A 14,878-nucleotide genomic window follows, 5' to 3' on the forward strand; every position below is an offset into this window, starting at 1 on the left:
CGATCACTTCAGCCCTTTTTTTATCCTTTCAGATATACAGGAACATCATAATAAAGCGTATAGTCATCCAGAAGCGTATATAAGCTGTACATACGGTTTACCTGCTTATATGCCCAGCCGATGTCAGTGGCGTACTGGTGGGCTGCAGCTGCGGACCACCTCATTTTGTAGAGAGTGTCCTGTTCATAGGCCGGATTATGAATGTAAGATGAACCTATAAATGCAGCACCGCCGATAATGGCGGCTTCCGGAGTGAACCAGCCTTGATTATATGCGTATTGGGCGCCGTAGTAGTTCGGATTGCTGTCATAAGCGCCGATTCCGTACATGTTATAAACGGTTTTTCCATTGTATTTGATGCCGTTTGCAAGCTCTGACGTGCCGTTGCCCGTTTCAAGCAAAGCGTGCGAGATCAAATACAATTCATTTATGCTGTACTTGTTGGCGGCAGTAATAAAGGCTTGTCCTTTCCCCGTAAGAATCCCTTTATCGGCCAGTACTTTTTGATTGATTTCAGATGCATTAAGCCCAGCCGTTTGAGAGAGCTTGAGAAATTGAAAGTAATATTTGCTGTCCAGCGTGTAATTGTCTGGATTGACGTAGTGTTCGACTTCATCACTGCTGGCATTTCTCCAGTTCATACTGATTTTGGCCCAGCCGTTTGTTTGGCCGATGATGTTGACTTTATCGCCTTTTTTTAATTGGCCGATGACATTGCCTGAACTGACTTCCGGGCTTGATCTGACGTTCAAAATATCAGCTGTGACTGTTTTAGAGGCCGTATTGATAAACGTAAGCGATGCATAAGCCTCGGCATCTGTTTGCGGGCTGACCGTCATCTGCTTTTTGACCATATCTTTAAGTGAGATATTGTAATTTGTATTCATGATTTGCGGGCCATTTTTTATTTTCACAATGGACACTGTCCAGCCGTACAGCTGCTTCAGCTTTGCAGAGGCGGCAGATGCTGAATCCTTTCCTGTGAATTGATTATTGATATGAAGCTCGTAAATCGGAAGGCTTTTACTCGTATAGCTTGCCTGTAACTTCTTGGCGCTGAAATATTTCATACTGTTGTTTAATACGGTTTTACTGCTGATCTTCTCTGTTGTTATGGTGTATTGTGTATATGCGGTTTTCCCCGTCTCTTTCACAGTGCCGGCCGCTTTGTTTTGCTTTAAAAAAGCGAACGCACGGTCAATGTCTTCCTTCAAAAGCAAGGGAGCCGTTTCGATCTGGAATTGGGTATAAGCCGTTTCCCCAGTCTTTTGTGATGCGGCAGATACCTTTTTTCCTTTGAAGAAGTCCAGTGAACGATTGATTTTTAATGGATCAAGCAGAGGCTCGGTTGTGATTTTAAAAGCTGTGCCCGTCTGCTTTGTCACGGTTTTTGAAGCAGCGCTCAAGTTATATCCCTTTAACAAGTTTAATCCTTTTTTAATCTTTGACTGGTCGGTTGTTTCCTGGGAAAGCAGCTGATATTCATTCTCCGTTGTTTTTCCTGCTGCGGATCTTGTCGTTTTCACACCGTGCTGACGGAAAAACGCATCCGCTTTGTCGGCTTGTGCAGCTGTGATCTGTGCAGTTGTGATTCGGTAAACAGAGGATGAAGCTGTCTTTTTTGCCGAAGACGCTGAACAGTGCCATTTCTTCTTTTTAAAGAAGGATTGAATGCTTTGCAGCTGCTGAGGCGTCAACCCGTTCATAATGACCGTATAATTATTTTTCGTGCCGGCTTTTTGGTAATTGCCGCTGATGCCTGTATTCGTCTTGATTTGACTGACCGCATTTTTTACAGCGTTTATGCCGTTAAAATATCCCGATTGAACATTGTACACGTTCACCGTTTTGTTTTGGGTGGTCTTTTGAACGGCGCCTTTGATTCCCGTTGTCTTTTCCAGCTGCTTCGCTAAGTCTGCCGCGCCCTTTGCGTCCTTCATATCGGCGGAGGTCACGGTATAATTTGACCGGCCTTTTGCCGTCATGTTCAGCGACGCTTTTAATCCTGTTTGTTTTTGAAAATCAGTTTGGATTTGAGCAGCTCTTTGGTCTCCGATGATTGTCCCGGATTGAATCTGGAACTGAGCGGGTGCCTGTTTGACCGGCTGGTATGCGGCTTTAACGCCTGTTTGTTTTGTCAGGTCTTGAATCAGCGCTTTTGCATTCGTTTCTGAAGCCGGCTCTCGGGTCACGACCTGTACGTACGGCTGTTTTGACCCTCTCGGCTTGACGTCACCGGTCACTCCCGTTTCTTTCTTCAGTTTGGCAAGAAGGTTTTTCGTCTGCTGTTCGTCCGATAAAACGCCTGATGTGACGGTCACATACGGCTGTTTGCTGCCGCTTGCGCTGTAGGTGCCGCCCACGCCCGTCTGTTTTGTAAAATCATTCATTACGGTTTTTGCATCAGCTTCATTATGTATGCCTGATGCTGATATTTGATAAGTGAGCGGCGCATTTCCGGATGTCTGAACGTCAGCCTGCCATCCCGTATCCTTTTTCAGCTTGCCTGCTGCTTGCAATGCCTGGCTTTCTGTTTGAAATTGCTGTTTCGTTTCCAATTGATAAATGGAATAGTCGCTGTACACAGCCTTTGCAGAAAGCGATATTGTGCAAAAGACAAGGAAAACGGCGGACACTAACATAGGTGCAACGAATCTCTTTTTCATTCTTCTCCTCTTTCTTATTCAATTGTTATCTATCAAACTAGTTTATTTATCGGCGGGATTTCTCTACTTTACAGAGAGAAGGCTCCCAATTTACAAATAAAAAAACTTAATCCCGCTCTTGAGATTAAGTTTTCGTTTTTATATATGAGAGACGATTAATGTACATTCGCCGTTTATCGTAAAGTCCGGCATCTGATCCGGCAATATGAAATGGGCGCCTTTTTCAAGCTTGCGGGAGATTCCTTCATAACTGAGGGTTCCGCTCCCCACTATGACGCTGCACAGCATAAACGATTCATCCTGCGTCAGCTCGGCCGTGCCGCTGATATCCCATTTGTATACAGAAAAATATTCTCCCTGCACAAAGGTTTTGATGGTGGCGCCTTTTCTGGTTTCTGTTGATTCATCTATAAATCCGTCCACATGAGGAACGGTTGCGGCGTTGATTGCCTTACGAAGGTGAAGATCACGCTGGCTTCCGTTGCTGTCCGTACGGCCGTAATCATATATCCGGTAAGCGGCATCTGAGTTTTGCTGTGTTTCCAGGACGAGCGTTCCCGCGCAGATGGCGTGAATGGTTCCGCTCGGCACGTAATAAAAATCCCCGGGTTTGATTTTCACGCGGCGCAGCAGGCCTTCCCAATCCCCGCTGTTGATCATCGTAACAAGCTCTGCTTTGGATCGGGCTGTATGGCCGTATATGATCTCCGCATTTTCTTTACAATCAATGATATACCAGCACTCTGACTTGCCCGTTTCGCCGTTTTCATGTCCCTCGGCATCATAATCATCCGGGTGGACTTTGATGGACATGTCTTGTTTGGCATCGAGCATTTTCGTCAGAAGCGGAAAGCGGTCTCCTTCGATTCCGCCAAATAATTCTCTGTGCCGATCCCATAGTTCGTTCAGGGTTTTTCCTTTATACGGACCGCTTTTTACTGTGCTCAATCCGTTCGGATGAGCGGAAATCGCCCAGCATTCTCCGGTCGTGTCTGAAGGTATGTCGTATCCGAATCGTTCGCGTAATAAAGTGCCGCCCCAGATTTTCTCTTTACATACAGGCTGTAAAAAAATCGGCTCTTGCGTCATGTTCGTTCCCCTCCCCTTAAAAAGCGGCTCATATCCCATTCCCGCTGTGCCTCTGTTACAAACACAGGGAGTGCCGCTGGTAAAACATATGTATAAATGGCTGACCTGCTCATTATACCATTCAGATGGGGCCGAATGCTCAGTCATTTCCTATTCCAGAATAAATCTTCTTGTTTGTCGCAAATTAAAATGACTGATGTAAAGGAGGGGGACCATCTTGGCAATAGATGCTGAGCTAAAGCACAATCTTGAGATCTTAAAAAAGCGGTTCGGCCAAAATGATGACATCATGTTTTATTCCTTTACTTTCGGAAACGATGAATGCAGCGCCTGTCTGCTTTATATAGACGGACTGACAGAAAATAAATTGCTTGCTGAATATATTATTTCACCGATGCAGGCCGCCGAGAAAAAACAAGAGGATGGGTCTGAAAAACCGCTCTCAGCCATATCTTTCGGTTATCGCCACACTCTGCTTTCCTCACTAAAGGACGTTGAAACAGACATTTTTTCAGGAAAATCGGTTCTGCTGGCCGATGGCTGCAGCGAAGCCCTTTCCTTTGAAACAGAAACGTTTAAAATGCGTGATATTGAAGAACCGCCCTCAGAGCTGCTTGAACGCGGGCCGAGGATAGGTTTTGTCGAAAAGCTTCGCACGAACACCGCGCTTTTACGGGAACAGGCTGGAGATCCCAACCTGCTGATCAAGGAGATCACACTCGGCAAAAGAACCAAAAAGAAAATCGCGGTGGCGTATATTCGGGATATTGCCCCGGATGATGTGGTAAAAGAAGTGTTTAAGAGACTGGATTCGATTGAGATTGGCCATATTCCTGAGTCCGGGACGATCGAACAGCTTATTGAAGACAATACGTACAGCATTTTTCCGACGATTTTAAGCACCGAGCGTCCCGACCGGGTCATCGGCTCTTTGTTTGAAGGACGGGTTTCCATCATTGTAGACGGCACGCCCTTTGCCCTTTTGGTTCCAGCCACTGTCGATGAGTTTATTCATTCTCCGGATGATTACAATCAGAGATGGATCCCCGTTTCATTGCTCAGGCTGCTTCGGTATACATGCATTTTAATTACCATTTATTTACCCGGTCTTTACATATCACTTGTTACGTTTCATGTAGGCCTCTTGCCGACAAGAATGGCGATCACGATTGCCGGGAGCAGATTAAATGTTCCTTTTCCGCCTTTTGTTGAAGCATTTATTATGATTTTTACGATTGAATTGATAAGAGAAGCGGGGCTCCGGCTGCCGAAGCCGATCGGGCAGACCATCGGCTTGATTGGGGGCGTTGTCATCGGACAGGCTGCCGTTCAGGCAAATATCGTCAGCGCGATGATGGTAATCGTTGTTTCCATTACTGCCTTGGCCTCTTTTACGGCTCCGTCTTACGCATACAATTTCCCGCTGAGGATTATTCGCATCTTCTCGATGATTTCTTCCGCCGTCTTGGGATTATACGGGCTGATTATGTGCTATCTGCTCGCCGTCGGGCACATTATGCGCCTGAAAAGCTTTGGCCAGGACTATATCATTCCGATCATGGCCCAGCCCGGCCAAGATTTGAAGGATACGGTCGTCCGGCTTCCGACACGGTTCCTCAAAAAGCGGCCGACAAGAAAAGAGACGAAAGATAAAATCAAACAAAGGTGATACCCATGAAGCAATCTGAAGATAAGCTGTCATTTATGCAAACCCTCCTCATGGTAAGCGGGACGATGATCGGCTCCGGCGTTCTAACGCTCCCCCGTTCTGCCGCATTAACAGACAGCCCGAGCGGGTGGATCATTATTCTGATTGAGGGCGCCGTGTATATCGGCCTCGTCCTGCTTTTTATGCCTTTTCTGCTGAAAAACAGTAAAAAAACCATTTATGAGCTGAATCGGGACATTATGGGCCGCGTCCTCGGGTCTTTATTGAATATATTTATCAGTTTTTATTTCATTCTTACCGTTTGTTTTCAAGCCCGATTTCTCGGAGAGGTCACGAATTATTTTTTATTAAAAAATACGCCGATGAGTGTGGTCGTATTTATCTTTCTGGCGGTCGGCCTTTATCATGTGACAGGCGGCGTCTATCCGATTTCCAAGCTTTACGCCTATATTTTTCCGATAACGATTGTGATCTTTCTTACCCTGCTCATATTCAGTCTGAGATTGTTTAATCTCGATTTTATTCGTCCGGTCATGGAAGGCGGATACAAGAGCTTTATCAGTCTCTTTCCGAAAACTCTTCTTTATTTCTCAGGCTTGGAAGTGATTATCTATTTAGTGCCGTTTATGAAAGATCCGCGCCAGGCGAAAAAAGCGGTCGCCTTCGGGATTGGGCTCTCCTCTTTGTTTTACAGCATTACCTTGCTGATCGTCATCGGCTGTATGACGGTCGCTGAGGCGAAGGCGGTGACGTGGCCGACGATTTCCCTTATACATGCGTTAGAAATTCAGGGCATTTTCATTGAGCGGTTTGATATCTTTTTGCTGGTCATGTGGACCTGCCAGCAGTTTACCTGCATGCTGGGTTCTTTTAAAGGAGCACATCTCGGATTAAATACCCTTTTCCGGCTGAAAAATAAAAATAATGTCTGGCTTTTGATGGGATTATTGGCGGCCGCGTTCGGTATTTCTATGTACCCCGAAGACATTAACAGCGTGTTTGCATACGGAACCATGCTCGGATATCTGTTTTTTGCCGTGATCATGATTCCTTTTCTCATTTGGTTTTCAAGCTGGGTGAAAAAAACATTCAGGAGGAAACAGACGTCATGAGACATTTCGTAAAATTGACGGCGGCACTGTTCATACTAATTGCGCTTTCCGGCTGCTGGGACGCCAAGGAGGTCGAGAGGCTTTCATTTGCGCGGGGGCTGGCTATTGATGAGACAAGTGACCATCAATATAAATTAACCTATCAAAACCTGCTCCCCCAAAGCGAAAACAGCCAGGCTTCCGGCAGACCCGCTTTTGTGAATGTGACAACGCGGGGGGATACCATTCTTGAAGCGGTCAGTGACGTATCTTTAAAGGACCCGCCCGTTTACAGCGATCATTTAAAGGTTCTTATTTTCAGTGAAAAACTGCTGGCTGACCAAAATATGCAGCAAATGATGAATCATTTTATCCGTGATGATGAATTACGGCGAAGCAGCTATATTTTTGCGGCGAGAGGAAAAGCATCCGATATTTTAACAGAGCCGACGCCGAACCAGCAGCAGCCCATGCCGGCAGAGAAGCTGATCGACCTCACCAATAACGGGGGCTATACCGGAAAAATTTTAAAGCCGCTTCGGATCGGAAGAGCATCCGTTTACTGCCATAACAAGCTCAGTTTTCTGATTCAGGCGGTCGTGAATAAGAACGGGAAAACGGTGTATGACGGAGCCGCCATTATAAAAAGCAGAAAACAAAATAAGCTCGCCGGTTTTTTGTCGGCTTATGAGACACAGAGCCTCAATTGGCTGGCGGGGACAATTGAGGGCGGTGTTTTGCCCGCAGAGGATAAAAACCGCCCTATTACCTTTGAAATTAAGAAATCAAAGTCAAAGATCACTCCCCGCTTAAAAAACGGAAAGCTGTCATTTCATGTATCTGTGAAAACAAAGGGGCTGCTGTCCGAAAATCAATCGACCGCCGAAGATTCATTCGATAATCGCTATTTAGACAAAATGGAGCGGATTTTTGAAAAAAAATTAAAAAGTGACGTAAAAGATGTCATTGATAAGCTCCAAGGCCAATATGAAGCAGACCCTGTGTTCTTTTCCGACAGTGTCAGAATTCACTATCCGAATTATTGGAGGAAGGTCAAACATCACTGGGATAAGACGTTTTCTGAAGCGTCGTTTGATTATGACATCTCTCTTCAAATTGTCAATTTCGGAACGATAGGACGATGAACATCAGCGTTTTTTTTCAACGCGAAGCAGAATTTGATATATCCGGCTTTGTTCAGGGAGCTGCGTAACAGGAAATTGCATAGCCTGCGCCAAGCGGGTGATTTCCTGTAAAAACAGCTGCACGCGCCCATCAATATGGACATACGTATAGGCCTGCTTTTTCACTTCAAATCGGTCTAGCGGAAAGAGTGTGTGCACCGTCTGCGGCGTAAAAAACCGCAGATGGGTGCGGTCCAGAATGCCGGCGTCTCTGTAATTCCATTCACCGAGAAGAAGCGGATATAACGCTTCCGCATGAGAAATATTCGGAATGCTGCAAACGATCGAGCCTGACGGGGATAAATGGGCCGCATAGGATTGGATGACGCTCCACGGGTCCTTTAAGTGCTCCAGTATGTCAGCAAATATCATACAATCAAAAAAGCCTTCGGGATAAGGAAGCTTCACTTCTTCAACGTCTTCTTCCAAAACTTCTTGGTAATGTCCTTTTGCAGCTTTTGCCGCCAATGGATGCAGCTCGACACCGTACAGCTCACAGGACTGCCTGTTCATCAGCTCTAATCCCGTAGCTCCCGCGCCGCATCCGACGTCAAGTATCCGTTTTGCTTCCGGCGGCACAAGATCAGCAATTTCCGGCCTTGGATGGGTGAAATAAGTGAAATCGGTGCCCCATTTTTCAGTAAAGCGCTGGCGGTTTTCCATATACAAATCATTGATATTGATATCTTGATTGGCCGTAAATGTGGCATGGCCGTGGTGATGTACAAAGGCATCAAGGGCGATTTCCAAGCTGTAGCCCTTTTGCAGGGCACGCAGGCATAAATCATCATCTTCAAAAGAGCCGTATCCGAACCGTTCATCAAACGGCCCTATCTCTTCGATGACGTTTCTTTTGACGAGAAGGCAAAAGCCGACAAGCCGCAGCACTCGTTTCGTTTTATGCTTTTCCCTTTCACAATAAGCCTCTGCAAAGGGTTCCATTTCTTCTAACGTTTGATACGTATCAGGAAGCATTTGCGCGCCGCTGACGTAGTTGCTGACAGGACCGACCATTCCGGTCTGCTCCGATTGATAAAGCACCCGCAGCATATTGCTGAGCCAATTTTTCGTCACTATTGTATCGTTGTTAAGAAAAAGCAGATTGTCCCCCGCCGCCGCTTCGATTCCTTGGTTGCAGCCTTTGGCGAACCCGAGGTTTTTTTCATTTATTATCACTTTGGCGTTCGGGAGCTTTGATAAGTAGTCTTTTGTCCCGTCTGAAGAACCGTTATCCACTATAATGAGCTCAATCTCTTCCTGATCGGTGTATTTTTCTATGCTGGCCAGACATTTTTTCGTCAGCTCCAGCTCATTGTATGTAAGAATAATAATGCTCGTTTTCACCGGAATCCCCGCCTTTTCCGTGACTTTGTTCTAACGTATGAAATGACGCGGGCTTTTATGTAATAGCACGTGATTGCAAGATATGTGAAACCCATCCATAATTACCTTTCGTATGATATATATCCTGTTTTTTCACTAAAAGCGAAACATTCCCTCCCTCCTTTCGTCCAATGTAATAGGCTGATCTCTCACGTACGCCGGAGAGAATGCTGTAAACAGAGGAGAAATGAGAGGTAGCAAAGTGGAACGATCCGAACGTCACAATAAGAAAAAGCGCCTGAAAAAATGGGCGGTCATTACAGCAACAGCCGTTTGTTTTTTTCTGTTTATCGCTGCTGCCGCCGGAGTTTACGCCTATATAAAACTGAATCATGCTTCTAAGGAAGCCCATGTTGAACTGGAGCGGGGCAAGCAGTCCGTCAAACGGATTAAAGAATTTGATCCGAAGAAAGATTCATTCACGATATTGCTGTTAGGCATTGACGGGAGAGCCTCGCAGGGTGAAACGGTCGATGATGCAAGAAGTGATGCGAACGTGCTCGTTACGTTCAACCGCAAAAAGAAAACAGCGACGATGCTCAGCATTCCGAGAGATTCTTATGTCAACATACCGGGTCATGGCCATGATAAGTTCACCCACGCTCATGCTTTCGGGGGATATACCCTCAGTTATAAAACGGCTGAAAGCTTTCTTGATATACCGGTAGATTACGTGGTGGAAGGAAATTTCGAAGCATTCAGAGATGTGGTGAATGAATTAGACGGTGTCCAGGTCAATGTAAAAAACCAAAAAATCGCTGATCAAATAAAAAAAGATACAAAAGGAAAGGTCGCATTACAGCCTGGTGTTCAGACGCTTGACGGGGAAGAGGCGTTAGCTTATGTAAGAACTCGTAAAGCGGATACTGATTTCAAACGCGGCGAACGGCAAATGGAAGTACTGAAATCCATTATCAAAAAATCAAAATCGTTAAGCTCGATCCCTTCTTACGACAATATTGTCGATACGTTAGGAAAAAATATAAAAATGAGTCTGTCTTTAAAAGAAGCGATCGGTTTGTTTCCTTTTATCGCGTCGATCAAATCTGTCGATTCATTGCAGCTGACCGGCTCAGATCAGTATCTGTACAATGACGGAGAGGGAAAAAAACTCTACTATTTAAAATTAGATGAAGAAACACTTGAAGAGGTAAAAACGAAGTTAAAGGAAGAATTGGCTGATTAAACGGCTGAGAGGGCCGGTTTGACACCGCCCCTCTCCCGCCTGATGTTACGGATTAACCGTTTGCTGATTTGCGGCTGATCCCGTGTCTCCGTTACGGTTTCGCAAATCTTGTTCAATTTCTTCAAGGCTTTTGCCCTTCGTCTCAGTCACTTTAAACCGGACAAATAAAAAAGCTGCGACGCCGATTGCGGCATAAATGATAAATAAATAGCTGATGCCGACGGCCTCCATTAACATAGGGTACGTCAATGAAACAATTAATGTTCCGGCATGCAGCATTAAGGTCGATACACCCGTCCCGATGCCTCTGACGTGAAGCGGGAATAATTCAGGAAGCATGACCCACACAACAGGTCCCCAGCTGACGGCAAACACGACGATAAACACGCCTAAACAAATGACCGTCGTCCAGGATGCGGCGGCCGTATGTTCAAAAAAGAGATTGACTCCGGCCAGTACGAGCAGACTGATGACCATGCCTGCGTTCCCCGCCAGCAGCAGCGGCTTTCTCCCGACTTTGTCAATGATTTTAATAGCCGCAAGCGTCATGATGACATTTACCGCACCGATTCCGACCGTCCCTAATATAGACGCGGAATTGCCGAATCCGACATTCGTAAATGTTTTTGGCGCATAATAAATGATTGTATTCGTTCCGATAAACTGCTGCAGAAACGCAAGTCCGAGACCGGCAATCAGCGCAGGTCTGACCCACGGCTCAAACAGTTCTTTCAAACCGCCTTCGTTTTGTTTTTCCGCTTCTTTCATTTCATCAATTTCTTCATCAATATCCTTCGTTCCCCGCAATGCTTCAAGAATCTTTCTCGCTTTCTCTTCTTTGCCGACGGTAAACAGCCAGCGCGGACTTTCTGGCATAAATAAAATCCCGATCAGCAGAACCGCTGACGGCACAGCCGCCAAACCGAGCATCCAGCGCCAAGCCCCTGATTCGGCAAAAATGTAATTCACGATATAAGAAATGAGAATGCCGACCGTAATCATCAGCTGATTCAGTGAAGACAGCGCACCGCGTGTATTTTTCGGAGCCAATTCTGATAAATACAGCGGCACGATTGTTGTGGACGTTCCGACGGCAAGTCCGAGAATGATTCGGAAAAGGACCATCACCTGTGTATTCGGAGCCAGCGCGACGCCGATTCCGCCTATACAAAATAACAGCGCGGCGGCCATGATGGCTTTTCGTCTTCCGAACCGATCCGTTAATTTGCCGGCAAACCCCGAACCTATAATCGCCCCCGCCAATAACGAACTGACGACGAGACCTTCCGTAAAAGCGTTCAGCCCCAGTTCTTTTTTCATAAATAAAATGGCCCCGGAAATGACTCCGGTATCATACCCGTATAACGCACCGCCGAGGGCGCCGAAAAAATAGAGCCATTTATTCGAATGTATGCTTTTCATGTGTGCAGACTCCCCTCATCCTTCGCTGATCGTCTGTATCAGCGCGGAGTTTTTCTAGACATCCTTTAGCCTGTTTTCTTTTATTTCAAACCTTTCGTCCTGTTAATTCCCAGTTTTTCACTAATTATTTTTTCACAAAGTGACGAAACATTTCCTGATTCCTGCCGTCAAATATAATGTGAACCTGATGCAAAAATAACAGAAACATGTTGTCGAAATAGAGAGAATGCTCTGGAAGCTCCGCGGATGAAGATTTGCTCCAAGTCAACTTTTATGGTACGCTTCACAAAGAATAGAAACGAGAGGTAATGATATGGAACGATCACAACACAGGAAAAAGAAAAGACGCCTGAGAAAATGGGTGAAATTTGTAATGGTCGCCGTTGCTTTCTTATTGGTTATTGCCGGTTCCGTCGGCACTTACGCCTATGTGAAACTCAATAACGCAACGAAAGAAGCACACGTCAATCTTGACCGCGGCGATCAATCCGTAAAACGGATTAAAGAGTTTGACCCTAAGAAAGATTCTTTCACGGTATTGCTCTTAGGAATTGACGCCCGTGATAATAAAGGCGAAACAGTAGATGATGCAAGAAGTGACGCCAACGTGCTCGTCACCTTCAACCGGAAAAAGAAAACAGCAACGATGCTGAGTATCCCGAGGGATTCTTATGTGAACATCCCCGGACACGGCTACGACAAATTTGCGCACGCTCATGCTTACGGCGGTTATAATTTAACTTATAAAACAGTAGAAAACATGCTTGATATTCCGGTAGATTATGTGGTTGAGAGTAACTTTGATGCGTTCCGGGATGTCGTAAATGAATTAAACGGCATTACGGTAAACGTGAAAAGCCAAAAAATTGCCGATCGTATCAAAGTGGATACAAAAGGAAAAGTCGTGTTAAAGCCGGGAGTCCAAACGCTTGACGGAGAACAAGCCCTGGCTTATGTCAGAACACGTAAAGCCGACACCGATCTGATGCGCGGACAAAGACAGATGGAAGTACTGAGCGCCATTATAAAAAAATCTAAATCATTAAGCTCTATCCCTTCTTATGACGATATTGTCGACAGCTTAGGGAAAAATTTAAAAATGAACTTATCTCTGAATGACGCCATCGGTCTGTTCCCGTTTATCACATCTTTAAAATCAGTTGATTCTTTGCAGCTGACGGGAACTGACAGCTATATTTACACCCCTCAGTACGGCAAAAATATTTATTACTTCAAACTGGATGAACAGAAGCTTCAAGAAGTAAAAACAAAATTAAAAAATGATTTAGCCGAATAAAGGCCGACGGCGGGGTTTTAGATAACCCCGCCGTTTTTCTGTTGAAAAAAAGAAGATGAAGGTATAGCCTTTTACTAACGGCTTTTCTGTTGATTTCGCAAAAAGCTGAACATACTAACCGAAGCAGCTTTATTTTTAAGGAGGGCATCCATACATATGAAACTGATAGCAATTGACTTAGACGGCACATTATTAAACTCGGATAGTGTGATTTCTCCGGAAAACAGAGCGGCTTTAAAAAGAGCTGACGAGGCGGGCATTCTCGTGGCCATCTGCACGGGCAGAGCCACTTTTGATGTAAAAGCGCTTCTCGAAGGCTTGGATATTCCGATCATTGCGGCGAATGGCGGCACGGTTCATGATAAAGGCTATCGCCTCGTGAGCCGGATGCTGATGGACCAGCAGGCCGGAAAAGATATCGCCGCTTATTTAACGGCAAAAGAAATTTATTTTGAGGTGTACACGGATGATCATCTGCTTTCACCCTATGATGGTGAAACCAAGCTTCAGGCTGAGCTGGACATCCTGAAAAGCGCCAATCCAAAGGAAGATTTTCAAACGTTATGGCAAGGCGCAAAGACACAGTTCAAGCAATTCGGGATTAAGCCCGTTCAGGATATACAGGCGGTGTTTAACGGAGACGAACATATTTACAAGCTGCTTTGTTTCTCCTTTGATATGGAAAAACTGAAAAACGCCAAAGAGGAAATCAAACATCATCACAAACTGTCCCAAACCTCCTCCGGAAAGCACATTATCGAAATCCTTCCGGCAGAATCCGGCAAAGGACGGGCCCTGACGGAGCTTGCATCGCTTTACGGAATCGAAAAACAAGATATTTACGCCATCGGCGACAGCCCCAATGATTTATCCATGTTTGCGGCAGCCGGAAACAGAATCGCTATGGGCAATGCGATTGATGAGCTGAAGGAACAAAGCACGTATATTACAAAAAGCAATGATGAAAACGGAGTTGCGTATTTTATTCATCAGCTCCTTGAGAATCAAATATAATATCCGCACACCGATGACAAAAGCCAGATCATGTAATGATCTGGTTTTTTGTTTTGCAATGAACACCGCACCTTACAGTTCTAAAAAATGATTCCCAAAACTTAAAATAAATTGTAAAATAAAGCAAAAAGGAGTTATATAATGTCAAATGTTATGGTTGTGCTTGGATTTCTCGCTTTTCTCCTTGCACTTGGCTACGGATTTTTCCACCTCATATGCAAAGCTGTAAAAAAAGAAAAACGATTCTCAAAACTGCTGTTTTGGCCGCTTCTCATCGGCGGACTCGCCCTTACCCTCATCGGCGCTTCCTTCGCCGGGCCGGATGTCGCCGCCACAAAGGCTGATGAAAAATACAGCACGCTTGATACGGCCTATCAAAAATTATCGACAGAACATCAAGCGCTTGAGAAAAAATATGAAAACATCAGTGAAGAGGTTAAAAAAGAGAAAGCGGAAGCTGAGGCAAGCAATGAAGACAAGCTCAGCAAGCTGAGCAAAGAAATCGACGAGCTGAAAAAAAACAACAAATCATTAGAATCAGACAACAAGAAATTACAGGATTCCCAAAAGAAGCTTGAAAAAACAAACAAAACACTGCAAGCTGAAAATAAAACGCTGCAGAAACAAAAAGAAGAAACAAAAACAGCCGGAGCGGCTGAAACGGCACAGGGGGCCGCCCATTCCTCCGGAGGAAGTTCAGACACGAAAACAGCCGACACCGCTCAAGGGTGCAGCATTAAAGGCAGCCGAAACGGCATTTATCATACGCCGGGGAGTACATACTACGACCGGACGACAGATCCCGTCCGAATGTTCTGCTCCGTTGAAGAAGCTGAGGACGCGGGATACAGAGCGCCGAAACGATGAAAAAAAGACT

General features: G+C 45.3%; 11 protein-coding genes. 7 read left to right on the top strand and 4 right to left on the bottom strand.

Annotation, left to right across the window (positions count from 1 at the left end; translation table 11 throughout):
- Nucleotides 1-20 precede the first annotated feature (20 nt).
- Both KY305_RS02340 and manA read right to left on the bottom strand, forming a co-directional pair.
- The gene (locus KY305_RS02340; protein WP_223061185.1) at nt 21-2,666 is read right to left on the bottom strand and encodes an N-acetylglucosaminidase; all 2,646 of its coding nucleotides are present in this window, start codon (nt 2,664-2,666) and stop codon (nt 21-23) included.
- Nucleotides 2,667-2,804: 138 nt separating this feature from the next.
- The gene (manA, locus tag KY305_RS02345) at nt 2,805-3,755 is read right to left on the bottom strand and encodes a mannose-6-phosphate isomerase, class I (RefSeq protein WP_223061186.1); all 951 of its coding nucleotides are present in this window, start codon (nt 3,753-3,755) and stop codon (nt 2,805-2,807) included.
- A gap of 217 nt (nt 3,756-3,972) precedes the next feature.
- On the opposite strand from manA, the gene gerBA reads away from it, so the two are divergent.
- Genes gerBA through KY305_RS02360 form a run of 3 tightly spaced genes read left to right on the top strand, consistent with a single transcriptional unit; the run spans nt 3,973 to nt 7,660 of the window.
- The gene (gerBA, locus tag KY305_RS02350; protein WP_223061187.1) at nt 3,973-5,424 is read left to right on the top strand and encodes a spore germination protein GerBA; all 1,452 of its coding nucleotides are present in this window, start codon (nt 3,973-3,975) and stop codon (nt 5,422-5,424) included.
- A gap of 5 nt (nt 5,425-5,429) precedes the next feature.
- Nucleotides 5,430-6,536: a spore germination protein gene (locus KY305_RS02355; protein WP_223061188.1), complete on the top strand. Its 1,107-nt coding sequence runs from the start codon at nt 5,430-5,432 to the stop codon at nt 6,534-6,536.
- Nucleotides 6,533-7,660, top strand: a complete 1,128-nt coding sequence (locus KY305_RS02360) for a Ger(x)C family spore germination protein (RefSeq protein WP_223061189.1) — start codon at nt 6,533-6,535, stop codon at nt 7,658-7,660. Before KY305_RS02355 ends, KY305_RS02360 begins: the two co-directional genes overlap by 4 nt.
- Before the next feature lie 3 nt (nt 7,661-7,663).
- On the opposite strand, the gene KY305_RS02365 is transcribed toward KY305_RS02360, so the two are convergent.
- Nucleotides 7,664-9,043, bottom strand: a complete 1,380-nt coding sequence (locus KY305_RS02365; protein ID WP_223061190.1) for a glycosyltransferase — start codon at nt 9,041-9,043, stop codon at nt 7,664-7,666.
- Nucleotides 9,044-9,284: 241 nt separating this feature from the next.
- On the opposite strand from KY305_RS02365, the gene KY305_RS02370 reads away from it, so the two are divergent.
- The gene (locus KY305_RS02370; RefSeq protein WP_316252426.1) at nt 9,285-10,268 is read left to right on the top strand and encodes an LCP family protein; all 984 of its coding nucleotides are present in this window, start codon (nt 9,285-9,287) and stop codon (nt 10,266-10,268) included.
- 45 nt (nt 10,269-10,313) lie between these two features.
- Here the strand turns inward: KY305_RS02370 and KY305_RS02375 are convergent, their stop codons facing one another.
- On the bottom strand, nt 10,314-11,690 hold the full coding sequence (locus KY305_RS02375) for a sugar porter family MFS transporter (protein ID WP_223061192.1): 1,377 nt from the start codon (nt 11,688-11,690) through the stop codon (nt 10,314-10,316).
- Between the two features lie 313 nt (nt 11,691-12,003).
- Here KY305_RS02375 and KY305_RS02380 point away from each other — a divergent pair, with 313 nt between their 5' ends.
- The 3 genes from KY305_RS02380 (at nt 12,004) to KY305_RS02390 (ending at nt 14,868) form a co-directional block, all read left to right on the top strand.
- Complete coding sequence (locus KY305_RS02380) at nt 12,004-12,987, top strand: LCP family protein (protein ID WP_223061193.1); 984 nt, start codon at nt 12,004-12,006, stop codon at nt 12,985-12,987.
- Between the two features lie 156 nt (nt 12,988-13,143).
- Nucleotides 13,144-14,001 (top strand): Cof-type HAD-IIB family hydrolase, encoded by an 858-nt coding sequence (locus KY305_RS02385; protein WP_223061194.1) that lies wholly within the window; start codon nt 13,144-13,146, stop codon nt 13,999-14,001.
- 141 nt (nt 14,002-14,142) lie between these two features.
- Entirely contained in the window at nt 14,143-14,868 is a 726-nt protein-coding gene (locus tag KY305_RS02390) for a sunset domain-containing protein (RefSeq protein ID WP_223061195.1), read from the top strand.
- The last annotated feature ends 10 nt before the right edge of the window (nt 14,869-14,878 follow it).

The organism is Bacillus sp. YC2, assembly GCF_019891195.1.
GTDB lineage: Bacteria > Bacillota > Bacilli > Bacillales > Bacillaceae > Bacillus.

What these genes read in the sequence shown, in the direction of transcription:
- KY305_RS02360 (WP_223061189.1), top strand. Translation starts at nt 6,533, where the DNA reads ATGAGACATTTCGTAAAATTGACGGCGGCACTGTTCATACTAATTGCG.
- KY305_RS02390 (WP_223061195.1), top strand. Translation starts at nt 14,143, where the DNA reads ATGTCAAATGTTATGGTTGTGCTTGGATTTCTCGCTTTTCTCCTTGCA.
- KY305_RS02385 (WP_223061194.1), top strand. Translation starts at nt 13,144, where the DNA reads ATGAAACTGATAGCAATTGACTTAGACGGCACATTATTAAACTCGGAT.
- KY305_RS02375 (WP_223061192.1), bottom strand. Translation starts at nt 11,690, where the DNA reads ATGAAAAGCATACATTCGAATAAATGGCTCTATTTTTTCGGCGCCCTC.
- KY305_RS02340 (WP_223061185.1), bottom strand. Translation starts at nt 2,666, where the DNA reads ATGAAAAAGAGATTCGTTGCACCTATGTTAGTGTCCGCCGTTTTCCTT.
- KY305_RS02380 (WP_223061193.1), top strand. Translation starts at nt 12,004, where the DNA reads ATGGAACGATCACAACACAGGAAAAAGAAAAGACGCCTGAGAAAATGG.
- manA (WP_223061186.1), bottom strand. Translation starts at nt 3,755, where the DNA reads ATGACGCAAGAGCCGATTTTTTTACAGCCTGTATGTAAAGAGAAAATC.
- KY305_RS02355 (WP_223061188.1), top strand. Translation starts at nt 5,430, where the DNA reads ATGAAGCAATCTGAAGATAAGCTGTCATTTATGCAAACCCTCCTCATG.